This is a genomic window from Streptomyces sp. NPDC053750 (assembly GCF_044544295.1).
Taxonomy (GTDB): Bacteria; Actinomycetota; Actinomycetes; order Streptomycetales; family Streptomycetaceae; genus Streptomyces.
In genome coordinates this window covers 23,305-45,809 of record NZ_JBITXB010000029.1, presented here as the reverse complement: position 1 = coordinate 45,809, position 22,505 = coordinate 23,305, and the positions used below count along the sequence as shown (strand labels likewise).

19 protein-coding genes, 1 tRNA gene and 1 pseudogene are annotated in these 22,505 nt (G+C 71.1%); 10 read left to right on the top strand and 11 right to left on the bottom strand.

Features of this window, described 5'->3' with window-relative positions:
- Positions 1-508 precede the first annotated feature (508 nt).
- The 4 genes from ACIGO6_RS38780 to ACIGO6_RS38765 all read left to right on the top strand — a co-directional run bounded on the left by ACIGO6_RS38780 (position 509) and on the right by ACIGO6_RS38765 (position 3,625).
- Complete coding sequence (locus ACIGO6_RS38780) at positions 509-1,114, top strand: dihydrofolate reductase family protein (RefSeq protein ID WP_399885012.1); 606 nt, start codon at positions 509-511, stop codon at positions 1,112-1,114.
- Positions 1,115-1,314: 200 nt separating this feature from the next.
- Entirely contained in the window at positions 1,315-1,470 is a 156-nt protein-coding gene (locus ACIGO6_RS38775; RefSeq protein WP_399885010.1) for a hypothetical protein, read from the top strand.
- A gap of 673 nt (positions 1,471-2,143) precedes the next feature.
- Positions 2,144-3,154, top strand: a complete 1,011-nt coding sequence (locus tag ACIGO6_RS38770) for an aldo/keto reductase (RefSeq protein ID WP_399885008.1) — start codon at positions 2,144-2,146, stop codon at positions 3,152-3,154.
- A 51-nt stretch (positions 3,155-3,205) separates the two neighbouring features.
- Positions 3,206-3,625 carry an SRPBCC family protein gene (locus ACIGO6_RS38765; protein WP_399885006.1) on the top strand — a complete coding sequence of 140 codons (420 nt, stop codon included), beginning with the start codon at positions 3,206-3,208 and terminating at the stop codon, positions 3,623-3,625.
- Between the two features lie 681 nt (positions 3,626-4,306).
- Here ACIGO6_RS38765 and ACIGO6_RS38760 read toward each other — a convergent pair.
- On the bottom strand, positions 4,307-5,131 hold the full coding sequence (locus ACIGO6_RS38760; protein WP_399885004.1) for a S1 family peptidase: 825 nt from the start codon (positions 5,129-5,131) through the stop codon (positions 4,307-4,309).
- Positions 5,132-5,405: 274 nt separating this feature from the next.
- Between ACIGO6_RS38760 and ACIGO6_RS38755 the strand changes: the two genes are divergently transcribed.
- Positions 5,406-5,591, top strand: a complete 186-nt coding sequence (locus ACIGO6_RS38755; protein WP_399885044.1) for a DUF2255 family protein — start codon at positions 5,406-5,408, stop codon at positions 5,589-5,591.
- 175 nt (positions 5,592-5,766) lie between these two features.
- Here ACIGO6_RS38755 and ACIGO6_RS38750 read toward each other — a convergent pair whose 3' ends face one another.
- Positions 5,767-6,234, bottom strand: a complete 468-nt coding sequence (locus ACIGO6_RS38750; RefSeq protein ID WP_399885002.1) for a MarR family winged helix-turn-helix transcriptional regulator — start codon at positions 6,232-6,234, stop codon at positions 5,767-5,769.
- Between the two features lie 354 nt (positions 6,235-6,588).
- On the opposite strand from ACIGO6_RS38750, the gene ACIGO6_RS38745 reads away from it, so the two are divergent.
- Together ACIGO6_RS38745 and ACIGO6_RS38740 are read left to right on the top strand one after the other, a co-directional pair.
- Positions 6,589-7,413: an aldo/keto reductase gene (locus tag ACIGO6_RS38745; protein WP_399885000.1), complete on the top strand. Its 825-nt coding sequence runs from the start codon at positions 6,589-6,591 to the stop codon at positions 7,411-7,413.
- A gap of 125 nt (positions 7,414-7,538) precedes the next feature.
- The gene (locus ACIGO6_RS38740) at positions 7,539-8,333 is read left to right on the top strand and encodes an SDR family NAD(P)-dependent oxidoreductase (RefSeq protein WP_399884998.1); all 795 of its coding nucleotides are present in this window, start codon (positions 7,539-7,541) and stop codon (positions 8,331-8,333) included.
- 217 nt (positions 8,334-8,550) lie between these two features.
- On the opposite strand, the gene ACIGO6_RS38735 is transcribed toward ACIGO6_RS38740, so the two are convergent.
- Together ACIGO6_RS38735 and ACIGO6_RS38730 are read right to left on the bottom strand one after the other, a co-directional pair.
- Entirely contained in the window at positions 8,551-9,162 is a 612-nt protein-coding gene (locus ACIGO6_RS38735; protein WP_399884996.1) for a DinB family protein, read from the bottom strand.
- Between the two features lie 332 nt (positions 9,163-9,494).
- Positions 9,495-10,154: a TetR/AcrR family transcriptional regulator gene (locus tag ACIGO6_RS38730; RefSeq protein ID WP_399885042.1), complete on the bottom strand. Its 660-nt coding sequence runs from the start codon at positions 10,152-10,154 to the stop codon at positions 9,495-9,497.
- A 20-nt stretch (positions 10,155-10,174) separates the two neighbouring features.
- Here ACIGO6_RS38730 and ACIGO6_RS38725 point away from each other — a divergent pair, with 20 nt between their 5' ends.
- Positions 10,175-11,050 (top strand): SDR family NAD(P)-dependent oxidoreductase, encoded by an 876-nt coding sequence (locus ACIGO6_RS38725; RefSeq protein ID WP_399884994.1) that lies wholly within the window; start codon positions 10,175-10,177, stop codon positions 11,048-11,050.
- On the opposite strand, the gene ACIGO6_RS38720 is transcribed toward ACIGO6_RS38725, so the two are convergent.
- Together ACIGO6_RS38720 and ACIGO6_RS38715 are read right to left on the bottom strand one after the other, a co-directional pair.
- Positions 11,050-11,123: transfer RNA gene (locus ACIGO6_RS38720), tRNA-Cys, on the bottom strand. The genes ACIGO6_RS38725 and ACIGO6_RS38720 overlap by 1 nt on opposite strands.
- 123 nt (positions 11,124-11,246) lie before the next feature.
- On the bottom strand, positions 11,247-12,338 hold the full coding sequence (locus ACIGO6_RS38715) for a hypothetical protein (protein ID WP_399884992.1): 1,092 nt from the start codon (positions 12,336-12,338) through the stop codon (positions 11,247-11,249).
- Positions 12,339-12,671: 333 nt separating this feature from the next.
- Between ACIGO6_RS38715 and ACIGO6_RS38710 the strand changes: the two genes are divergently transcribed.
- A complete protein-coding gene (locus tag ACIGO6_RS38710; protein WP_399884990.1) occupies positions 12,672-13,409 on the top strand; it encodes a PH domain-containing protein in 738 nt (245 codons plus the stop codon).
- Between the two features lie 42 nt (positions 13,410-13,451).
- On the opposite strand, the pseudogene ACIGO6_RS38705 reads toward ACIGO6_RS38710, so the two are convergent.
- From ACIGO6_RS38705 to ACIGO6_RS38685, 5 genes and pseudogenes are all read right to left on the bottom strand, one after another.
- Positions 13,452-14,186 (bottom strand): annotated as a pseudogene (locus ACIGO6_RS38705) (alpha/beta hydrolase); the annotation flags it as partial.
- 285 nt (positions 14,187-14,471) lie between these two features.
- Positions 14,472-15,347, bottom strand: coding sequence for a geranyl diphosphate 2-C-methyltransferase (locus ACIGO6_RS38700; protein WP_399884988.1), 876 nt, complete (start codon positions 15,345-15,347; stop codon positions 14,472-14,474).
- Positions 15,348-15,362: 15 nt separating this feature from the next.
- Complete coding sequence (locus ACIGO6_RS38695; protein WP_399884986.1) at positions 15,363-16,595, bottom strand: family 2 encapsulin nanocompartment cargo protein terpene cyclase; 1,233 nt, start codon at positions 16,593-16,595, stop codon at positions 15,363-15,365.
- 79 nt (positions 16,596-16,674) lie between these two features.
- Positions 16,675-18,090, bottom strand: a complete 1,416-nt coding sequence (locus ACIGO6_RS38690; protein WP_399884984.1) for a family 2B encapsulin nanocompartment shell protein — start codon at positions 18,088-18,090, stop codon at positions 16,675-16,677.
- Positions 18,091-18,524: 434 nt separating this feature from the next.
- Positions 18,525-19,130 (bottom strand): class I SAM-dependent methyltransferase, encoded by a 606-nt coding sequence (locus ACIGO6_RS38685; RefSeq protein WP_399884982.1) that lies wholly within the window; start codon positions 19,128-19,130, stop codon positions 18,525-18,527.
- Between the two features lie 137 nt (positions 19,131-19,267).
- On the opposite strand from ACIGO6_RS38685, the gene ACIGO6_RS38680 reads away from it, so the two are divergent.
- Positions 19,268-21,844: a Helicase associated domain protein gene (locus ACIGO6_RS38680; RefSeq protein WP_399884980.1), complete on the top strand. Its 2,577-nt coding sequence runs from the start codon at positions 19,268-19,270 to the stop codon at positions 21,842-21,844.
- Positions 21,845-22,505: the final 661 nt, after the last annotated feature.

Below are 22,505 nucleotides of genomic sequence, written 5' to 3'. Positions count from 1 at the left end.
TGAGCCGGCCGGGTCCGATGAGGGTCCGCATCACCGCGCCTTCGTGGAGGGCGATGATCAACCGCGCGAGCATGTCGATGTCCGGGTCCGCCGGCCGCCCGATGCGGGCGAAGAGCACCGTCGGAAGTTCGGCTTGGTGGGACGACTTTGCCCCTGACCGGTGAACAGCCGGCTCGGTGGCGCGGGAGAACCGGAGAACGGTGTTGAGGCCCCCGGTGACCCGTTGGCCACGGCGAGGCCGCGGACGACTCCGGCTTCAGGGTTGGCTCCTCCTGTGGCTCAGGTACGGGCCGGAGGCAGGCGCGGTGCCCGTAGACGCAACCTCGGCGGCTTCGCCGAGGTTGCGTCAGAGGTGCCATCGAGCGAGGCGGAGATCAGCCCCAACAGGGTGTTCCGGCTGACTCGGACTCCGAAGGCGTCCGACATGCTCGTTACTCCACAACGCGGCCGATGAGTTTGTGGCTCCCGGCCGGTCCAAGCTCGTGACACCCCAGGAAAGGACACCACCATGTCGGAGCTCCTCGTCGACTTCATCACCTCCCTCGACGGCCACGCATCGGGAGAGGGCTGGCCCGGGTTCTGGGGCCTCGAGGGCCCGGAGTACCTCGCATGGCTCGGCAAGCAGCCCGAGGCCACCTACCTGATGGGAGCGAACACCTACCGCCTGATGTCGGGCTTCGCCGCAGGCGAGGTCCCGAGTGGCCAGGACGAGTTCAGGCCCGAGGAAGAGGCGTCCGTCGACGAGCTCACCCAAGCGTCCAAGGCGGTGTTCTCCTCCTCACTCGAGGAGCCACTGACGTGGGCCAACTGCACGCTCGTCCGCGACGACGCCGTCGAGGCGGTCCGCGCCATGAAGTCGAGTGGCTCGGGGCTCCTCAGCACGATCGGCAGCCTCAGCCTCTGCCGGTCCCTGCTGCGAGCCGGACTCGTCGACCGCTTCCGGGTCGTGATGTTCCCGGTGATCACCGGGGCCACGGGCGAAGAACGCATCTACGACGGCTATCCGGACGTTGCCCTCGAGATGATCGAGCACCGCACCTTCGACGGTCGCATCCAGCTGGTCGAGTACAAGCCCCGCGTGCTCGAGCACCCGCCGCTCGGCGTCCCTGCGTGACATCACCCCGTTCGCCGGTCTGGACGGCACCAGGCCGACGTCGGCCGGCGCGGAGCAAGACCGAACAGGGGGCGAACGGCCAACGTCCGGCACCGACACCGCCGGCGTCGACCATCACGTCGACGCCCTCGACGATGCCGCCAAACAACAGGGACCACGTCGTCCCTGTCCGGCAGGCAGTAGCGCACTACGATCAGCGTGTGGGCAACAACTCAGGGGCGGCCGGAACCCGCATGTGCAAGTGGTGCAACCGTCCGCTGAGAAAACGCCAGTGGCGCCGGTACTGCAACCGCAGGCACGCGATGAAGTACCGCGTTGTGGACTTCTTCGACAACCTGCTGAGCGGCATGTTCTAGCCCTCAGCCACTGAGCCACTGCCGCCCGTGAAACGACTCGGCGCGAGATGAGTCAGGTTTCTGCGGTTTCACACGAACTCGGCCGTACGGGGCGTGCGCCCGTACTCACGCACAGAATCCCGGATCAGGTCGGCGAGCTGCGGCGCGGCGGGGTGGCCGGGAGGGACGCTGTGATCGAGGAGAGAGGAGCGGGCGGGCGTCGGCGAGAGAGAGGCAGACGACACCCGGGCGGGGGTGGACGCCGGCAGCGGCGGCTGAAGTGACGCCGACGGCCGACCGGACGCGATCGCGGCCGGCCAGTCGTCGATGTTGGCGACCTCCACACTCCGAGAGCGCGGGCGCCCTCTTCACCGTGGGTGCCCGGCGCTGGGCGGGTGACCAGGTCACGGCCGACGCCCTCAACCGGGCTTCATCCTCACCCGGCTGCGGCGGCACCTGGAATGGCGAAGAGGACCGGCCCGGCTCGGGGAGTACGCCGCTGCCACCGTGCGCCGCACGGCCTGACCGGCGAGCGTCGACGACGAGCGATATAAGGCTCACGCCCATATCAGGCTCTTGCATTAGCCCGCGTCTGCAAGTACCGTCCTGCATGTAAGGCGAGCCTGCATTCCGACGCGGCGCTCATGCGGGGCCACTCCGGCCCCTCCCCCCACACCCCGCAAAGGCACATCTCATGTCGCTCAAGAACATCCTTCCCGGCAGCCTCGGCTTCGGCACCGCCCCGCTCGGCAACATGTTCCGTGCGATCCCCGACGACGAGGCCCGCGCCACCGTCGAGGCCGCCTGGGACCACGGCATCCGCTTCTACGACACCGCTCCCTTCTACGGCGCCGGTCTCGCCGAGGAACGGCTCGGCGAGGTCCTGGCGACCAGGCCGCGCGACACGTACGTCCTGTCCACCAAGGTCGGCCGCGTCATCCTCGACGAGCACGAGACCGACGTTCCCGACTTCGGCGAGAAGGGCGGCCTGTTCGAGCACGGCAACCCGAACAAGATCCTCCACGAGTGGACCGCCGAGGCCACCGAGCGTGCCATCGAGGGCAGCCTCAAGCGCCTGGGCACCGACCGGCTCGACATCGTCTGGGTCCACGACATCGCCCAGGACTTCCACGGCGACGCGTGGATCGGCAAGTTCGAGGAGGCCCGCACCGGCGCCTTCCGCGTCCTGTCCCGCCTGCGCGACGAGGGCGTCATCAAGGCCTGGGGCCTGGGCGTCAACAAGACCGAGCCCATCGAGCTCACCCTCGCCCTCGACGAGCCGCAGCCCGACGGCTTCCTCCTCGCGGGCCGCTACACCCTCCTCGACCACGACCATGCCCTCCAGCGCTTGCTCCCCATGGCACAGGAGCAGGGCGTCGACATGGTCGTCGGCGGCCCGTACAGCTCCGGGATCCTCGCCGGCGGCACCCACTTCGAGTACCAGGAGGCCCCCGCCGAGATCATCGAGCGTGTCGGCAAGCTCAAGGCCCTGGCCGCCGAGCACGGCGTCAGCATCAAGGCCGCCGCCCTGCAGTTCTCCCTCGCCCACCCGGCGTCCGCCGCCGTCATCCCCGGCGCCACCCGCCCCAGCCGCATCGCCGAGGACACCGCGGCCCTGAACGAGACGATCCCCGCCGCGTTCTGGACCGACCTGCGCGCCGCCGACCTGGTCAGCCCGGCCGCCCCGCTCCCGAACAACGCCTGACCCCCACGCCCCACCTCCCTCTCCCCCACACGCAGCACCAGGAGCACCACCATGGCTTCCACGTCCGTCTCCCGCGTCGTTCCCGCCTCCCCCCACGAGGTCTGGACCCTCATCGGCGGCTTCGACGCACTCCCGGACTGGCTCCCGTACATCCCGAAGAGCACCGCACTCGAGGGCGGCCGCGTCCGCCGCCTGACCAACCCCGACGGCGACGTCATCACCGAGCGCCTGGTCGGTTTCAACGAGGCGGAGCGCCACTACAGCTACGCCATCATCGAAGCGCCGTTCCCCGTCGACGGCTACGTCTCCACCCTCCGCGTCCACACGGTTCCCGGCCACGACGACATCGCCGAGGTGCAGTGGTCCGGACGCTTCGACCCCAAGGGCGCCACCGAGCAGGAAGTCGTCGACCTCTTCACCGGCATCTACGCCGACGGCCTCGACGCCCTCCACCGGACGCTCGCCACCTGAGGCCCCGCCGCACGCCCACACGGCCCGGACATGCCCCGCGGATGTCCGGGCCGCGGCGCACCCGAGCACCCGTCGCGCTGAGCCACCCCTGCACATGAGCCGGCGGCGACGGCACCTTGGATCGCGGCGAGGGATCGGGCAACGTCCATAAGCCGGTACGCCTGGGCGCGGCTGATGCCGAACTCCACGTCGCAGTACGGCTCCAGCTGCCATGGCCGAGGGGAAGCCAGACGAGGGCGTCAGGCGCGTCGCGGAACCGGGCGGCGAGCACCGCCGGAGCGCCGGACGTCGTCCATCGCGTCGCGCAGCTGGACCGATTGCCACTGAGTTGAACCACTGGAGGCCCGGGCGCCGCGGGCGAGCACTGCTGGACATGCCCCACGTTCCGCGCCCTGTTCATGTCGCCGTACTACTTCGGGCACCCGGAGATGGTGCCGGCGACATAGCACGACGATCACCGGATGGGCCCGGCGAGGCGAGAGAGCCGGGCCCATCCGGCTGCCCGGCGCCCACGGGCACCGGCGGCACCGCCACGGCGGCAGTGCGACGAACCCCAACGAAGACAGACGTCGTGCCTGCCGTACAAACACGGCGCCTGCCAGGCCGTGCCCCGCACGGTGTCGACGCGCGCCATGGGCGACTTCCCGAAGAGCAGGAACTATGCGCGGACGAGCCGTCGGCTCACCCGTTGCGGGCCATCGTCTTGTTGATCCAGCCCGCGTAGGCGGGCGCGCTGGTGTAGAGTCCCGGGCCTTCGCTGCAGCGCACGCCCGGGGCGCCGGGGCCCGAGGTGACGCCGATGAGTTCCCAGCGCCCCTTGCGGTCCCGCTGAAGCTGGGGGCCGCCCGAGTCGCCGTTGCATGCCATGGCCTTGGGCACCTGGCTGATCGTGCACAGGCGGGTGCTGTCCGCGTAGCCCGGCGCGCACTCCGAGACCGCACCCCTGCGTGTGTCGAGTTCCTGGAGACGGTCGGGGAAGACCCAGTCGCTGAGGTCGGGTGAGTCGTTGGTGGTGCCGAAGCCCAGGACCCGGGTAGGGGTGCCGGGGCGCCCCGGCTTGTCCGCGATGCGGATGGGCTTTTCGGCGACCGGGCGGTTCAGGCGGATCAGAGCGACGTCGTCGCGGTTGAAGCTGGTGCCCTCGCCGTTCCTGTAACCCGGGTGGGACACCGTCTTCTGGACGGACCGGACCGTGCCTCCGGACGTCTTCCACTCACTGCCGATCCGGACGGTGCCGTCCAGCGTGACGAGCGTCGGGTCCACACAGTGGGCGGCGGTGAGCACCCACTGCGAGCCAATCAGCGAGCCCCCGCAGAAACCCTTGAACGTGGGGTCGTCCACACCCGTCACCGGGATCGACACCATGGACGGATACCGCTGCGTGGAGTCCTGCCCGTTGACGATGGCTCCGGCACTGCCGGTCGTCAGGGCGGCGCATACCGCTCCCGCCAGAACCACCGTGGCGATCCGCGCCACCGCGCGGCGTGAGGACTTCGAGCTGAACACTGGTTCTCCGATCGGACGAGCATGTGCGATGCCCCCAGCCTCCGCGATCAAGGCGAACCGATCCATCCGGTCAGCCGGTCATCCCGGGGTACGGCCACCAGGCGCGTGCGGGGTGGGGAAACCCTCCGGACGGAGCCACCGGCCCCCGGCCCCGACGGCGCCGAGACCGGCAGCCCTTCCCACGACGCCCTGCGCCTCCTCGTCTCGTGGACCGCGCAGGCACCGGGTGACGAACACGTAGAGGACATGAGCCGATGAGTACTTGGACATCCATGTGTACGTTCGCGCCTACCCGGGCCTCCGCTCCCGGTGGTACCGGGCAGCCCGGGAACACGGCCACGGACGGATCCGGGTGGACGGCAGGACCCGCAAGGCCGTCCACACGACCCGCGACCCGGACGTGCCCGCCGGACTCGACGCCGCCATCCACGCAAGTACGGACCGGTGGCCGACGCGCTGATCGCGGCTCGGGAGGCGCGGGCCGTGACGATACGGCTCGCCCCGTTGGCCGCCGAACGTGTGCCCTGGCGGCTGTCGAACCGCGCTGCGGTATGCCGTGCGCCACGCACCTCCCCCGGCCCTCGCCCACCGCGACCGGCCGCGACCGGACTTCGCGCCGTCGTCCGGGCGTCGGTTCACGCGGGCTGGATGGCGCCCGGCAGCTCGTGAACGGCCCTGACGAGGGGAGCGAGTGCGGGGTCCTCGGCCGCCTCGTCCAGGGCCTTGCTCAGGGCGGTGTTATGGGTGGGACGGGCTTCGTCCAGCAGGCGAAGGCCGGCCTCGGTCACATCCGTGTAGATGCCCCGGCGGTCGGTGGGGCACAGGTAGCGCGAGAGCAGCCCCCGCTGTTCCAGCCGGGTCACCAGCCGCGTGGTGGCGCTCTGGCTGAGGACGACGGCGTCCGCGACCTGGCGCATCTGCAGGTGGCCGCCCACGTCGTCGTGCTGCCGGCTTAGTACATCCAGGAGGGAGTACTCGCGCGCGCTCAGCTCGTGCCCCGCCTGGAGGGCGCGTTCGACACAGCTCTCGATGCGGCCGTGGAGCAGCGAGAGGGCCGACCAATTGTGCGCCAGCGCGGTCATCGCCGGGTCGGTGGCGGTCATGGGTGGCTCCCTCGGTCCGGTCCTGCGAGCGGTGGTGCCACGCCGGCAGGGAGTGCCGGGTGCGTCTCCCCGTCCACTATACCCGCGTTTGCATTTATCCGGCGTACGCAATTATTGTGGACGCTCGTAAAGCGCAGGTGCACCTTTCGTCCCCGGAGTCACCGCCCACCTCCCCGCACGGTCCGAGGTCCCTCCTCACGCCGCTCACACGGCCGGTCGCCGGCAAAGTCCGGCCCGCGGGATCCCTCGGGCCCGGCGGCGGGGTACCCGCGCAGGACCACGGCTTCGCCCGGACCGCGCTCCAGGCCCGTGACCAGTACGGGAAGCACCGACAGCACTACTGAAAGGCCCCTCATGACCGCCATCCCGAACGTGACCCTCAACAACGGCGTCGCCATGCCGCAGCTCGGCTTCGGCGTCTTCCAGGTCCCCGACGAGGAGACCACCGCCGCCGTCGCCAGCGCCCTGGAGGCCGGATACCGCAGCATCGACACCGCCGCGGTCTACGGCAACGAGCGCGGCGTCGGCAAGGCCCTCGCCGCCTCCGGCCTCCCCCGCGAGGACCTCTTCGTCACGACCAAGCTGTGGAACGACGACCAGGGCAAGGACAAGGCCCTCGCCGCGTTCGACGCCTCCCTGGACAAGCTCGGTCTCGACCACGTCGACCTCTACCTGATCCACTGGCCCACCCCGGCCCGCGATCTGTACGTGGAGACCTACGAGGTGCTGGAGGAGATCCTGGCGAGCGGGCGCACCCGCGCCATCGGCGTCTCGAACTTCCGCGTCGCCGACCTGCGGCGGCTCCAGGAGAACACCGGCGTCACCCCGGCCGTCAACCAGATCGAGCTGCACCCCGCGCTCCAGCAGAGCGAACTGCGCGCCTTCCACGCGGAGCACGGCATAGCCACCGAGGCGTGGAGCCCGCTGGCCCAGGGCGCGGTCCTGAAGGACGAGCCGATCGTGAGGATCGCCGGATCTCACGGCGTGTCCCCGGCGCAGGTGGTGCTGCGCTGGCACCTGCAGAGCGGCAACGTCGTGATCCCCAAGTCCGTCACTCCAGAGCGCATCCGGCAGAACCTCGACGTCTTCGGCTTCGAGCTGAGCGACGCCGACATGTCCGCCCTCGCCGGACTGGACCGCGGGCTGCGCACCGGCCCGAACCCGGAGACCCTGAACTGACCACCACCCCCGGGCGCCCGCCCCGTCCCCCGCACCACGGGGCCCGCACCGCGGGGACCGGCGCTCGGGGTGCCGCGCGTCGGCACCGGTGTACAGCTCCACACTTCCGACGAGGAGGACCCATCGTGCAGATCGACCTTTCCGGCCGCACCGCCCTGGTCACCGGCTCCACCCAGGGCATCGGATACGCCATCGCCGTCGGCCTCGCCCGCGCCGGCGCCCGGGTCGCCGTCAACGGCCGGGGCACGGAGCGCGTCAAGGACGCGGTGGACCGGGTGCGTGCCGACTCCGGCAGCGACGACGTCGTAGCCGCCGTGGGCGACCTGACGACCGAGGAGGGAGCCGCGGCCGTGCTGGAGGCCGTCCCCGCGGTCGACATCCTGGTCAACAACCTCGGCATCTTCGGCTCCGCCGCCCCGCTGGAGATCGACGACGACGAGTGGCGCCGCTACTTCGAGGTGAACGTCCTCTCCGCCGTCCGGCTCATCCGCGCCTGCCTGCCCGGCATGACGGGACGGGGCTGGGGCCGCGTGCTCAACCTCGCCAGCGACTCGGCCGTGGTCATCCCCGCCGAAATGATCCACTACGGCATGACCAAGACCTCGCTGCTCGCCGTCAGCCGCGGCTTCGCCAAGGAGGCGGCCGGCACCGGCGTGACCGTCAACTCCGTCATCGCGGGCCCGACGCACACCGGCGGCGTCGAGGACTTCGTCCGTGAACTGGTCGGTGACGAGCCGTCCTGGGACGAGGCACAGCGCGAGTTCATGATCAAGTACCGCCCGCAGTCCCTGATCCAGCGCCTCATCGAGCCCGAGGAGATCGCCCACATGGTCGTCTACCTCGCCTCGCCCTACGCGTCCGCGACCACCGGCGGCGCCCTGCGCGTCGACGGCGGCTACATCGACTCGATCCTGCCCTAGGAGCCGGAAACCGTGCGCGGCACCATCCACCAGGCGTACGTACCGGGACGGCGGGGAGGACCAGCTCGGCTCGCTCAGCCTGGTCCTCAGCGCCATCGTGCTCCGGGCGACCTGTCTGGGCGACCTGTTATGTCGACGCCGCCGTCGCCCAGCTACCAGGCCGAGGGCCACGCGATCCGCGAGGAGGACATCCCCTCGCAAGCGCCGGTATGGGAGCTCATGTCAGGCTGCCTGGTACGCCCGACTGAGCCTCGATTGATGCGGCCGATCTGGCGACCCGCTCGATCTTCGCACGGTGGGCGGCACGGGCTGCCCCGTCGACCTGCTTCTCGTGTTCGGCGCGCAGCCCGGTCCGGCCGTCGAGGCCCTCACGCAGGATATCGGCGTGCCCGGCATGCCGGATGCACTCGCCGAGGACATGGACCATGACGGCGAACAGGTTCGTGTTGGGACAAGGCTCCGGCCACCACGGCACGTGGCCGGGGGCGTCGAGGGGAAGCTCGTTGATCGTCGCGTCCGAGTGTTCCCACGTGCGCCGGTAGAACCCGACGATCTGATCGCGGGTTTCGTCCTCGGTCGCCCACTGATCGCTGCCGTCGGAGTCCTGCCACCGGGACAGCGATTCCGGGGAAGGGCGGTCGAAGACCTCGCCGAAGTACCTGGCCTCGACGGTGGCCACGTGTTTGACCAGGCCGAGGAGGTTGGTCCCGGTCGCCGTCAAAGGTCTGCGGACGTCGTACTCGGACAAGCCGTCGAGTTTCCAGAGCAGCACCTCACGGTCCCGCCGCAGCCTTCCGTGCAGGTTGTCCTTCGCGAATTCATCGATCATGCGGCATAAACCTTCCATGGGCTGTTCGCGGTCTCAAGATCCCGTACGTGGTCCGCGACGGCTGGCAGAGCCGAGGCTCAGGACTCCCAGCACCATGAGCCACCGGCAATGACTGCCTCTACCGACTCCTTGCCGATGCGGATTCTCGCCCCTTCGGGATCGCGCAGTACGGCCTCGGTACGACGTTCAAGCCTGGCTCCGGCGACCCCCTCGACGGCCACCCGCTCCGACAAGAGGCCGGCCGTCCCACGTTCGCGGACACCACAGTGCCGCCGTTTCTCATCGAGATCCGAGAGCCAGGTGATCACCGGATGCGTCGGCAACGGAGGTGTTCAGGTGCGCGGCAGCACGCCCAGGAGCGCCGCGGTGAAGGAGACCCGCAGAGCGTCACGCAGTTCCAGGTGGAGCACGCCGAGGGCGGGCTCGTCCGCGTAGGCGACAAGGAGGCTGGGCGGCGGCGGGACGTACGCCGACAGGGCACCCGCCGAGACCAGGCTCATCAGGCAGAACAACTGGGCGCCGTCGCCGAGCTCGGGTACGTGGCGGCGCATGAGCTCCGTCATGGCCGCGAGCCGGGCGAGGGAGGAACGCTTGTGCCGCTTGACCACCTCGACCGAGACGTTGTGCTCGAGGACGCCGCCCTGCGCGCCGAAGAGGTCGCACAGCACGACCCGGTCCGCCAGTGACCGACTGAGGACCTCGGCCAGCTGGCCCGCCCGCACGTCCGGCGCCGCATGCGCCTCGATGCCTGCGGCCAGCTCGTCCGCCAGCTCCGCGAGCCAGCGCTCCAGAAATGTGTCCAGCAGTTCGAGCAGCACCGCCTCGCGCGATTCGAAATACCGCAGGACGTTGGACTTGGCCAGGCCCACCCGCCGGCTGAGCTCGTTGAGGCTCACCTCGGCCACGGGCATCTCGTCGAGCATCGCCGCCGCCGTGTCCAGGATCGCCCGCCGGCGGATCTCCCGTTGCTCCTCGCTTCGCGCCCGCTGAATGTCACGTCCTCAGCGGCCGGGTGGCGATCGTGACCGGCGCCAACACCGGGCTGGGCTTCGAGACCGCCCGGATGCTCGCGGCGCGCGGGGCGGCGGTGGTCCTGGCGGTCCGCGACGTCGAGAAGGGCCGGCAGGCAGCCGCCCGCATCACCGGCGACGTCACCGTCCAGGCCCTCGACCTGGCCTCCCTGGACTCGATCCGGTCCGCGGCGGCCGACCTGCGCGCGGCCCACCCGCGCATCGACCTTCTGATCAACAACGCGGGCGTCATGTACACCCCGAGGCAGACCACTGCCGACGGCTTCGAGCTGCAGTTCGGCACCAACCACCTCGGGCACTTCGCCCTGACCGGCCTGCTGCTGGACCGGCTCCTGCCCGTGCCCGGCTCGCGTGTCGTGACGGTCAGCAGCAACGGCCACCGCATCCGGGCCGCCATCCACTTCGACGACCTGCAGTGGGAGCGCTCGTACAGCCGCGTCGCCGCCTACGGCCAGGCCAAACTCGCCAACCTGATGTTCACGTACGAACTGCAGCGCCGGCTCGCACCGCACGGCACCACTATCGCGGCGGCCGCCCATCCCGGCGCGTCCAACACCGAACTCGCCCGCAACACGCCCGCCGTGCTTCGCGTGCCCGTCACCTGGCTCGCGCCGCTGCTCACCCAGAAGGCCGAGACGGGCGCCCTGCCCGCTCTGCGCGCCGCCACCGATCCGGCCGTCACCGGCGTCCAGTACTACGGCCCCGGCAACCGGACGGAGACCCGCGGCTACCCGAAGCTGGTCACCTCCAGCCCCGACTCCCACCACCAGGCCGCCCAGCAGCGCCTGTGGAACATCTCCCAGGAGCTCACCGGGGTGACATTTTCAGCACTGACGCCCCAGCGGAAGAATGCCTGAGCCCGCAACCGGATCCGAACCGGTGTGCACCGCTGTGCAGGCGGCTCCCTGACCACTCGGGCACGCGACGGGCCGCCCCGGAGTGAGCCGTTCTCATCCTGGCGGGCGGTCTCGGTGTGGTCGGGAGCTTCCAGATGTCGAAAGTGGCGACGGCACGCTCACCGAGTGCCAGGGCCGTGGCATGGAGGCCTCTTACTCAATCCCGGTGCGGCAGGTTCCACAGGTGGAGGGTGGTCCGGTCCTTGGAGACCGTGTACCAGGCCCCCTCCCCCGCCGATCGGGGAGGTCCCGAAACAGGGAAGGGGTAGGCGATCCGGCCGCGCAGGGCCATCGTGCGCGGGTCGACAAACCAGTGGCGGGGGCCCTCCGCGGTGTCCTCGGTGCCGACCATGGCGGTGTCGTCGTCGGGGAACGCCGCCGCCTCGTAGTCCCACCGAACGCGGTCGTCGTCGGAGCGTGCGGGAAGGGGCACGGCTTCGTCGGCGTCCAGGTGCCGCAGTTCGACGCCGTCCTCCGCCCGGTGCAGATAGAGGGTCCACTGCCCCGGGTCCGTGGTCAGGAAGTGCTCCCCTGACGGACTCACGGCGAGGAGGACCTCCTCGACGAACCGCTGGACGGTGAGGTTCGCGCCGTCCCAGTGTCCCCACAGCACGGGCGAGTTCTCCTCGCCCTCGGCGACCGTCAGACCCATGTAGGCCGGATCCGGATGAGGGAAGTGGAGGGAGCCCGATCCCACGGTCATCGTGTCGGCCCGGGTCAGTACCGTGCCGTCGGCGGGGTCGAGGAGCAGCCATTCCTCGTTGACGTCGTCCCCCGCACAGTTGCGGACGTGCGCCCACAGGAGCTTGCCGTCCGAGGAGAACGCCGCCGAGCCTACGTCCGCGTGGCCGTGGTGGTACTCGTCGGCGTATTCGGAGAACGAGGAATGGGCCTTGGTGCACACGGCGGAGGACCAACAACCGTGCCGGATCTCCCACCGCACGGCGCCGGTCGGATCCACGGCTCGCAAGGCGTGCACGCCGGCGAACACGGCAATATCACCCGTGGGCGAGACCGTCACCGAGCCGTACCGGCGGGGCCAGGGCGCGGGGAAGCGGACCTCTGTCCCCTTCCCGTCCAGGTCGAGGGCGGCCAACTCGGTGTCCCCGCGCTGCAACAGCAGCCTGCGCCCGGGCCAGTGCAGCACCACGGGGGCGTCCGCCGATGCGGGGTCGAGCGGGGCTGCGACGGTGGCCACGAGTTGGGCAGCGACCTCGACGGGACCCCCGTGAAGAGCATCGTTCGGCATCGTCGCATGCTTTCACAGCTACCTGACCGCGCTGGAGAAGAACCTCACCTGATGCCGACCCGCGGCCCGCCCACACCCACGATCCGCCCGCCCGGCGAGCGCCGCACACCAGCCGGAAGCAGAGGAGATGAGGCGAACCGCGCGGCGGCGGACGCCCGGAGGCCGTTCGGGCGCAAGGGCTTCGCGCACGCCACACCCGTCCTGTGCAGGCGGGTCGGGGGCCGTTGGAATCCGTGCTTCCCGGCCGTAGGCTGAGCGCTCCGCGGACGCCGCGCCGCCCCTTCCCGTTCATGGCAGCGGGCATGGGGGGCAGCGAATGGGGGGAAGCAGTCGATGGCCGAAGACCCGTATCTGCGGCGGTACGGCATGAACGGCGGGGTCGCCGTCGAGTTCATCGTTCCCGCGGCCACGCTGCTCACAGCGGCGGCGTTGTCGATCGTGCTGGACGTCGAGGCTCCCTCATGGCTCATCGTCGTCGTGATCGTGGTTCTCGTACTACTGGCCGTCTGGGTGACCGCCGCGCTCCGGCGCGCGGTGACGATCGTTCACGAGGACCACGTCCTGATCCGGACGGCGTTCGCGACCAGACGGGTGGCCTGGGCGGACGTGCAGGGGATACGGATCGAACGCGTGCCGGGCGCGGCGCAGCACGACCTGCCGGCGAGAGTCGTGGCGCTCTACGACCGTGACGGCCGCCGGCTCTGGCTGCCCCACCTCAATGAACGGGAAGTGCGCCCCCTCGATGCCGAGTTGGGCGTTCTGCGCGACATTTGGGTGGGGCAACGCGGAGAGAGTTGGACACCGGTCCCGCGGGTCACCGCCAAGATGAACGCCGTCACGGCCAGGACCGAAGGCTACGCGTTGACGTCGGGCACCATCGCCGCCCTCGCGGGGGGCTGTTCGGCCTTCTTCGCCCTGGGGTTGTTCCTCGCCGTGGGCCTCACCACCGACGTACTGGACGGGATCCCGGAAGACCTGATGGCCTATCTACTCTTCGGCACCTTCCCGGCGGTGGGGCTCGTCGTCTACGTGACCTCGGCGGCCCGCCGCCGCCGACGCCGACGGCTCTGAGTCGAAGGCTTCTGCCGGTGGCACGGAACGCCGGCCTCCCACCAGGTGCCGGGTGAGGAACCGGGCAGCTGCTTCGCCCGCGAACCGCGGGACGCCGGTGTGACCGCCCATGTTGGCGTGCAGCGTCTTCTCCTCGGAGCCGAAGGCGTCGAACAGGTCCAGGGCCGCCTGCCGGTCGTTTCCTTCGTCGTCCCACTGCAGCAGGACATGGAGCGGGATGGTGACCCGACGGGCCTCCTCGAGGATGGCCCGCGGCACGAAGCTCCCGGCGAACAGCACGGCGGCCGAGATACGCGGCTCGACCACCGCGAGGCGGACGCCTATGGAGATGACTCCGCCCGAGTAGCCGACCGGGCCACCGATCTCCGGCAGCGACAGAACGGCGTCCAGGGCGGCCTGCCATTCCGGGACCGCCCGGTCGACCAGCGGCAGGACGAGGGCGTCGACGATCTCTTCGCCGACCCGCTCACCCGCCTCCACCGTGCGGCGCAGATCGGCTCGGGCCTGCTCGGCGGCGGGCCAACGGGGCCGGTCACCGCTGCCGGGGAGTTCGATGGTGGCCGAGGCGAATCCGTCCGCCGCGGCGTGCCGGGCGCGGGCCACCAGCCGGGGGTACATCCGGTGGAGGCCGAGCGGCGGGTGGCCCAGCAGGATCAGCGGCACCGCCGCGGACGGGGACGCGGACGCGGGTGTCCACAGGATGCCGGGAATGTCGCCCAGGGTGAACGCGCGCTCGCGGACGCCGTCGTCGAGACGCTGTTCGGAGGTGAATCGCATGGTCGTGCCTTTCGGGAGGGCTGTTGAACGGCGCTCCCGGACGACCTATCGCCCGACCGTGGCTCCGAAGGAGAGCACCCTTGTGGATTCGTTCACGGGTACCACCTCCTCTGTCTCTCGCACGGCCTCCGGAACCCTAGCAGTGGCCCTGGGGGCCGGCCCATCGGCTTTCCGCGGCGACGGCGGTACTGAATCGACCCACGAACCGCCGAGCTGATTGCACCGGACACTTGTCCGTCGCGGGGCCGGGCCGCGGGTCGGCGGCCCGGACCCCGCGAGGTGGGCTCACACGCGGTCGGCCGCGATCAGGACGTACTGGAAGGAGCCGTCGCGGTAGGACTCGATGAAGGCCTCCTCGATGCCGGTGACCAGCGAGGAGGTGGCTCGCAGTTCCCAGTAGGGCAGCGTGTCCGGGGTGAGGTCGACGATGGTGTGCGGCACGAGGCGGTTGTCGGCCATGGCGCGCAGATACTCGCGCCGGGAGTGGATGTTGCATTCGAAGTGGGCGTTGATCTGGGAGACCCACTTCGAGGGCTGGCCGTAGCGCGGGTTCCAGCAGCCGGTGATCGTCACGTACCGGCCGCCCACCTTCAGGAAGCGTGCGTGCTCGGCGAACAGGTCGTGCAGGTCGACGTACATGGTCGACTCGTTGTTCCACGAGGCCGTGACGCTGCCCTTTTCGAAGGGCGTGTCGAGCATGTTGCACACGCGGGAGCGGACGTGGTCCTCGATGCGCAGTTCTCGCGCGCGCCGGTTGCCGAAGTCGGCCTGGCCGGCGGACAGCGTGACGCCCTCGACCCGGCAGCCGAACCGGCGGTGGGCCATGACCATGGAACCGCCGCGCCCGCAGCCGGCGTCGACGAGGGTGTCCTCCGGGCCGACGGGGCCGAGGTGGTCCATGAGGAAGTCCGCCTGCGCCGACTCCAGCCGGTGCAGTTCTTCGATGAGCTTCTTCTCGTACTCGCTGTGGGCCGGGTCCCCCAGTGCGGCGCGGTCCACGGCCCCGATGCCGTAGTGGTGGTGGTAGAGCCCGTCCACGTCACCGAGGCGGAGGTTGACCGGCCTCGCCTCGTTGTTCCAGTAGCGGGCGATGTCGCCCTGGTAGGGCGTCGCCGGGGCCGGGATCTTAGCGGTGGCGGTGGAAGCCGTTTCAGTGGTCACAGAGATGTCCGTTCCTTACCAGAAGTCGGGCAGGCTGTAGCGGTAGGTGTTGGTGCGGTGCCAGTCGTGATTGCCGTCGACCCAGGCGGCCACGCCCCTCAGGAAGCGCAGCACGGTGGGCAGGGGGCAGGCCACGGCGAGATCGGCGGCGGCCTGCTCGAAGGCGTGCTGGAGTTCGTTGTGGACCTCGACGGCCTTGAGGTAGGCGTCGCGCTCGGACAGTTGCTCGCGTTCCGCGAGCACCACCGGCAGGTTGAGGTGCCGGCCCGGGCTGTCGAGTTCCTTGGTGTACGAGTAGAGGTCGTTGACGATCGTGGTCGCGTTGCCGGCGAGGGCGATGACCCGTTGCATGTCGGGCCGGGCGTGCAGGTCCGCGGGCAGTTCGTAGCCGCCGACGGTGTCGGTGATCGTGGGGCAGGGGCGGAAGTTGTTGAACTGGCGCATCGCCAGGTACTCCCACACCTCCGGTACGTGACCGGCCTGTGCCCAGGCGGCCTCGGCGAGGTAGCCCATGTGGAGCCGGGCCATGTCGTGCCGGTAGCGGTCGGACTGGGAGGGTGTGGCGGCGTCGACGAAGTATTCCATCGCGCTGCGGTACGCCCGGCGCGGGGCGTCGGCCTTCAGCGACTCGTGCCAGTGCGGCGCGTACTCCGCGGTGGTGTGGAAGTGGTCGATCGCGGTGTGCGCGAGGAGGAGGCGTCCGCCCAGGCCGACGGGTGACCCGCCGTGGTCCTCGCAGTAGCAGTCGTCCACCGTGTTCTCCGCGACCATCAGCCGGGTCGCGAGCATCAGGTGGTCGACCGTCGGGGCGTCGGGATGGCAGCCGACCATGTAGCGGCCTACGGAGAAGCCGTCGAACTGCCCCTCCCATTCCTCGGGGTAGAGCTGGACCTCGTCCTCGGCCCAGCGCTTGATCCGGCGGCTCACCTCCTCGACGCGTACCGGGTCGGGCTCTGGGACGGGGTGGTAGTAGAGACCGGGCACGGCGCGGCCGTCGGCGGTCGGGGCGGGCGCCGGGGCGGCCGGCTGCGGTGCGGGGTCGTGTCTGCCGGGCGGGGCGAGCGGGGGCGAGCCCGGTCCGGTCCATCCGCGCAGGATGCGCTGGAGAGCGGAGTCGGTGGCGGTCGCGGTCGTGGTCCCGGTCGCGTGCGGCATGTCTGGTGCGGTGGGGGCGTCTGTCGGGGGTGGTGGGGGCTTGGGGATCGTGACCGGCGGGTGCAGGGCCGCCAGGAAGTCGGGGCCGGGCATGGGCGGCTCCTTGCTGCGGTGGGGTGGGTGCTGCGTGGTGCGTGCGCCTGTCGGGCGGGGCGTGCTGCGCGTCGGGGCCTCAGCGCGGGCCGGGGGCGATCTGCACGTTCTCCATCACGCCGAGCGCGTCGGGCAGGAGGACCGCGGCGGAGTAGTAGGTGCTGACGAGGTAGGAGACGATCGCCTGCTCGTTGATGCCCATGAACCGTACGGAGATCCCCGGTTCGTACTCGTCCGGCAGTCCTGTCTGCTGCAGGCCGACGACGCCCTGGTTCTTCTCGCCGGTGCGCATCGCGATGATGGAGCTGGTCTGTTCCTTGCTGATCGGGATCTTGTTGCAGGGCAGGATGGGGACCCCGCGCCAGGCAGGGACGGATTGCCCGCCGAGGTCGACGTGGTCGGGATGGAGACCGCAGGCGTTGAAGCCGCGGCCGATGGCGGCGATCGTCCTGGGGTGGGCGAGGAAGAGTTTGGTGCCGCGCCGGCGGCAGAGCAGCTCGTCCATGTCGTCCGGGGTCGGCGGGCCGGAACGGGGCTGGATGCGCTGCTTGAAGTCGGCGTTGTGCAGCAACCCGAACTCCCGGTTGTTGATCAGCTCGTGTTCCTGGCGCTCGCGCAGGGCCTCGACGGTGAGCCTGAGTTGCTCCTCGCTCTGGTTCATCGGGCCGTTGTAGAGGTCGGCGACCCGGGTGTGGATCCTCAGGACGGTCTGTGCGACGGAGAGCTCGTACTCGCGCGGATCCAGTTCGTAGTCGACGAACGTGCCCGGCAGGTCGGCCTCGCCGACGTGGCCGGCCGACATGGCGATCTCGGCCTCACCGTGCTTGTTCTGCCGCCGGCGCGTGCGGGAGCCGAACTCGTCGACGTGGGCCCGGAGGTGTGGCGCGGATGCCTGGACGGCGGTGAAGTCGGCGCGGGAGAGGGTGAGGAGGGTGCCGGCCGTCTCGGCGGTGAAGGTGCAGTCGTGGCGGGCGTCGGCGTCCGACAGCGCGTTCTCGCCGAAGTGGCCTCCGTCCGCGAGTACCGCGAGGGCGGTCTCTTCGCCGTACGCGCCCTCGGAGGTCTGACGGACCCGGCCGTGGGCGATCAGGTGGATCCGGTCCGCGGGGCTGCCGCGCTCGGCCAGGACCTCGCCCGCCGCGAAGTCGTGCTGCGCGCAGCGGTCGGCCAGGGCGGTGAGGACGTCGACGTCCTCGAATCCGCGCAGGACGGCCAGCTCGGTGAGCTCCCGGGGAATCACCCGGACCGTCGCGCCTTCCTGGACGCATTCGATGCGTCCGTCGCCGAGGGTGTGGCGCAACCGCCGGTTGACCCGGTAGGTACCGCCGTCGACCTCGGCCCAGGGCAACATGCGCAGCAGCCAGCGGGAGGTGATCTCCTGCATCTGGGGCGCGGACTTGGTGGTGGTGGCGAGGTTGCGGGCGGCGGCGGTACTCAGGGACTGCTGCGGCGTGGTGGGGGCGGTCCGGGCTTCCGGGATGCTGTCGACGGACATCGGCGGGCTTTCTCCTTGGACGACGGGTCGTCCGGCGCACACGGGTACGCCGACCGGGAGACGGGGAGGAGTGGGCAACGAACGGGGGGATCGCGGAAATCCGTCCCCTTGCAGAAGCTAGCGGCTGAACTGGCTGCATCCACCAGGGAGACGAGTGCTTACCCCGAAGCAGTGACAATCGGTCGGATGCGGTTTATCGGCCCGCCGGGCATCGATCCGGGCGGCCTGATGCACGTCACCGTGTCCGGCGGCGACTCCTGGTCTCGCCCGTGCTGGGCCGCTTCCGTCAGGGGGCGGGCCCCAGCCCGCCATGCTCCGGGCCCGACGGGGCCTCGGGACTGGAACTCGATGGAGAGCTGAGGTCTTCCGCTGCCGCCGGGACGGGGCCTGGTGAGGAGCCCGCGCGAAAAGTGGCGGCTGGGTCGGCAGCGGTGTCAGCGGCGATGGACGCTGACCGCGTAGCCGCCGCCGTCGTAGGGGTCGGCGTCCCAGGTGGCGAAGCGGTCGGTGAGAGTGAGGCCGGCCGCGGTGCAGTGGCCGTCGTACTGCGTCAGTGTGAGGCCGGGGGGTACCGGGAGGTGCTCCTCGTCCAGGCCGAAACCGGCGACGAGCACGCCGCCCGGGCGCAGGGTGCGGGCCAGCGCGGCGGCCACGGCGCCCTCGGTACCCGGCGCGAGGAGCGGGAAGACGTTGCCCGCGGCGACGACGAGGTCGAAGCCGTCGCCGGCGCCCGTGGCGGACGGGTCGAGGCCGGCCAGGTCCGCCTGCAGCCAGGTCAGCCGGGGGGCGCTGCGGCGTGCCACGGCCAGCATGGAGGCGTCATGGTCGACGCCCACCCCGTCGTAGCCGAGCCGGGCGAGCTCGATCAGGACCCGCCCGGTGCCGCAGCCGGCGTCCAGCACCCGGGAGCCGGGCGGCACCAGCGTGGCGCACAGGCGTGCCTCGCCGTGCACGTCCTGACCGCGTTCGGCGAGCTCCGCGAAGCGGGCCGCGTACTGTTCACCGGACGTGCCACCCGTCAGCTGCTCCCATCGGTTCATGCGGCCAGCCTAAAGGGGTCACGGTCCGTGGCTGCCCTCCGACGGCGGTAACGTCCCCACCGGCGGCGCGGCACCGCTCGGGCGGCGTCCCGGGCAACCGGCCCGGCGTGCCGCCCGGCAGCTCGTAGCATGGCGTCATGCCCGTCCGCCGCTCGCCTGCGCCCAAGCCCGCGCTCCGTCCCCATCAGCGAGAAGCCGTGGACGCGGCGGTGCGGGCGCTCGAGATGCCGGCCGGATCGGTCGTGCCCGAGCGAGGGCTGCGCACGCAAGTGATCATGGCGACCGGAACGGGCAAGACCCTCGTGGCCACCCGCACCGCCGAGGAGCTTCGAGCAGGCCGCGTGCTCGTGCTCGTGCCCTCTCTCGATCTGCTCACGCAGACGCAGGCCGCGTGGCGCGCGGGTGGCCGCACCGGGCCGGTGATCGGGGTCTCGTCCCTGCGCGGGCCGGAGGCGGCGTTCCCCAACACCACGGATGTGGCGGAGCTGGTCGACTGGGTCCGGCCGTTCGACAAGGTCACGGTCTTCGCCACGTACGCCTCACTCGGGCTGGGAACGCTGGAGCGCGCGCACCGGGCCGGCCTTCCGGGGTGGGACCTGATCGTGGTGGACGAGGCCCACCGCACGTCGGGGCGGCTCGGCAAACCGTGGACGGTCGTCCACGACAACACCCGCATCCCGTCCCTGCGACGGCTGTACATGACCGCCACGCCCCGGCTGTGGCAGCTGGACGAGGGCTCCGAAGGGGCTCCGGGTGAGCTGGTCGCGAGCATGGACGACGATCCGGACGGCCCGTTCGGCGCCCGCTGCCACACGCTGACGCTGTCCGAGGCGATCGGCCGGGGGATCTGTGCTCCCTACCAGGTGGTGTGCGTGGACATCACCGACACCCAACTCCAGGCCGCACAGCTCCTGGGCGCCGAGAGCCGCTCGGACCGGGTCCGCGGGGCCCGGATCGCCGCGCTCCAGACGGCGCTGCTGAAGGCGTCGGCCGCGGAGAACCTGCGGCGCACGCTCGTCTTCCACCACTTGGTGAAGGAGGCCGAGGCGTTCGCGGCCGGCCTCTCCGACGTCGCCGCGCGGCTGCACGCCGCCGGTCCCGGGTCCTGCCCGCGCACGGTCTGGGCCGACTGGCTGTGCGGCGATCACACGGCGCTGCACCGGCGGCGGGTCCTCGACGAGTTCGCCGACGGCATCGGCACGGACGGCACCGGCTCGCTGAGGAGATTCCTGGGATCGGTGAAGGTCCTGGGCGAGGGCGTCGACATCAAGACCTGCGACTCCGTCTACTTCGCCGACGTCCGCGGCTCCATGCCCGACCTCGTCCAGGCCGTCGGCCGGGCACTGCGCATGCAGCCCGGCGAGGGCAAGGTCGCCTCCCTCGTCGTACCGGTCCTGCTCGGGCCGGGCGAGACGGCGGACAACATGCTCACTTCCCGGGCGTACGGCGGTCTGGCCAAGCTGTTGGAGGCGCTCAGGGCGCACGACGCGCGGGTCGTGGAGCAGCTCGCCGAGCAGCAGGCGCGGAGCAGCGTGCGAGGGGTGCAGTCCCGCTCGGCCGGCGAGGAGAGCCCGGGCGGCGGGGGCGCCGGGCTGTCGGTACCGGCCCGGGAACTGCTGAAGTTCTCCACCCCGCGCGACCCGGCGCAGCTGGCCGCGTTCATCGACCTGCGGGTCCTCAACCCCGAACACCGGCACTGGCGACGCGGGGTGGAGGCCGCCGCCATCTACGTCCGTGAGCACGGCGACCTGAGGGTGCCGTTCACCTACCGCGTGCCCGACCACGACGATCGGGACGGACAGGACGGACAAGGTGGGCAGGAGGAGGAAGCCGCCGGGTGGCCGGCCTCCCTCGCCTCCTTCCCGCTGGGCCAGTGGATCGCCGACGCCCGCAGGGCCTACGCCCGTGGCGGCATGGACGCCGAACGCGTCGGGCAGCTGGAGGCGCTGGGCATGGTCTGGTCGCACTTCGACGTCGCGTGGGAGGAAGGCCTCGCGGCCGCACGCGGGTGGGCGGCCGAGACGGGCCACCTCCTCGCGCCGCTGGACGCCACGCACCAGGGGTACCGGGTGGGCATCTGGCTGAAGAACGCACGGGCCGCCGCCCGCAAGGCCGCCGAGATCGAGCAGCGGCGCGCCGAGGGCCTGCCGGTTCAGTCGTCGGCCGGAGCGCTGTCGGACGAACGGCGCGAGCAGCTGGAGGACATCGACCCCTCGTGGTGCCCGAGCTGGCCGGTGACGTGGCAACGGTGCTTCCACCTGGTCCGGACGCACCTGGCCGCGGGCGAGGCGCTGCCCACCAGGGCGGGCGAGGTCCTGCGCCAGGGCGAGGATCTCGGCCGGTGGGTGCAATCGGTGCGGCTCGGCTGGGACCAGCTCACCACCGTCCAGCGGTGGATGTGCGAGCAGGTCCTGGGAATCACGCCCGCGGCCGAGGACGAGAAGCCGCCCCCGCGCCGTACGCAGGCCGACAAGTGGGCCATGAACTACACGGCCGCCAAACAGTTCCACGCGCGCGAGGGGCACCTGCGCGTACCCCGCAAGCACATCGAACGGATCCTCGTCGCCGGCGACGGGAACGGTGGTGACGGTGGGGGTCAGGGGGTGCGGGAGCTTCGGCTGGGTGCGTGGATCGGGAACCAGCGCAGCCGGGCCGGGACGCTGTCACCGGACCGTGTGGAGCAGCTGTCCGCGATCGGGATGCGGTGGTCCTGACGAGGGGGAACGCCCGGGCGGTGGCCGCCGTGGGAGTCAGGCCGGGCTCGCCCTCCGCCGGGGCCGTCGCCGGCATCCCGTGCCACCAGAGGGACCGTGGGCCGAGCAGTTGCCGGGCCCACGGCCCCTGTGGTGGCCGGGTGGGCTGCGCTCAGCAGGCACCGGCGAGTTCTTCGATCTGGTCGGCGAGGCGGTGGTCGGGGTGGTGAAAGGGGGCGCCGGCAGCGCAGGGTGTCGAGGTCGAGTGCCCGGTGGGCCCAGTGGTCGGCCACCCCCACGGGCGCTGCAACGCCTGCCCAGCACCAGCGCGGCGCAGCATCCCCGCACCCCGCGCCCCGGCGGGGCGGCGGGGGTTCCGTTCCCGGACCGCTTCGGCCTCGTCCCGGAGTACGGCGCTGTCCGTGACGGCTGCGACGCCGTGATCACCGGCCCCGGCGGGCCGGCGTCGCGCCGCCGCGCGGACGGCCCGGTCAGCCCGCGCGCCCTACCGGTCGCCGCCTGTTCGAGGCGGGAGACTCGGCGCTGCAGCTCTTCCTGGTCGGCGGGGGCACCGAGTCCCGATTCCCGCCATGCGTGCTCGCCCAAGCTCGGAGAGCCGGCGTTCCAGACGCCGGATCTGGGCGGTGAGCCGGGTGTTGCGGGCGTGCGCGTTGACGAGGTC

Excerpts from the sequence above, each read along its gene's own strand:
- ACIGO6_RS38780 (WP_399885012.1), top strand. The coding sequence starts at position 509 with ATGTCGGAGCTCCTCGTCGACTTCATCACCTCCCTCGACGGCCACGCA.
- ACIGO6_RS38770 (WP_399885008.1), top strand. The coding sequence starts at position 2,144 with ATGTCGCTCAAGAACATCCTTCCCGGCAGCCTCGGCTTCGGCACCGCC.
- ACIGO6_RS38765 (WP_399885006.1), top strand. The coding sequence starts at position 3,206 with ATGGCTTCCACGTCCGTCTCCCGCGTCGTTCCCGCCTCCCCCCACGAG.
- ACIGO6_RS38750 (WP_399885002.1), bottom strand. The coding sequence starts at position 6,234 with ATGACCGCCACCGACCCGGCGATGACCGCGCTGGCGCACAATTGGTCG.
- ACIGO6_RS38745 (WP_399885000.1), top strand. The coding sequence starts at position 6,589 with ATGACCGCCATCCCGAACGTGACCCTCAACAACGGCGTCGCCATGCCG.
- ACIGO6_RS38735 (WP_399884996.1), bottom strand. The coding sequence starts at position 9,162 with ATGATCGATGAATTCGCGAAGGACAACCTGCACGGAAGGCTGCGGCGG.
- ACIGO6_RS38715 (WP_399884992.1), bottom strand. The coding sequence starts at position 12,338 with ATGCCGAACGATGCTCTTCACGGGGGTCCCGTCGAGGTCGCTGCCCAA.
- ACIGO6_RS38710 (WP_399884990.1), top strand. The coding sequence starts at position 12,672 with ATGGCCGAAGACCCGTATCTGCGGCGGTACGGCATGAACGGCGGGGTC.
- ACIGO6_RS38695 (WP_399884986.1), bottom strand. The coding sequence starts at position 16,595 with ATGCCCGGCCCCGACTTCCTGGCGGCCCTGCACCCGCCGGTCACGATC.
- ACIGO6_RS38690 (WP_399884984.1), bottom strand. The coding sequence starts at position 18,090 with ATGTCCGTCGACAGCATCCCGGAAGCCCGGACCGCCCCCACCACGCCG.
- ACIGO6_RS38685 (WP_399884982.1), bottom strand. The coding sequence starts at position 19,130 with ATGAACCGATGGGAGCAGCTGACGGGTGGCACGTCCGGTGAACAGTAC.
- ACIGO6_RS38680 (WP_399884980.1), top strand. The coding sequence starts at position 19,268 with ATGCCCGTCCGCCGCTCGCCTGCGCCCAAGCCCGCGCTCCGTCCCCAT.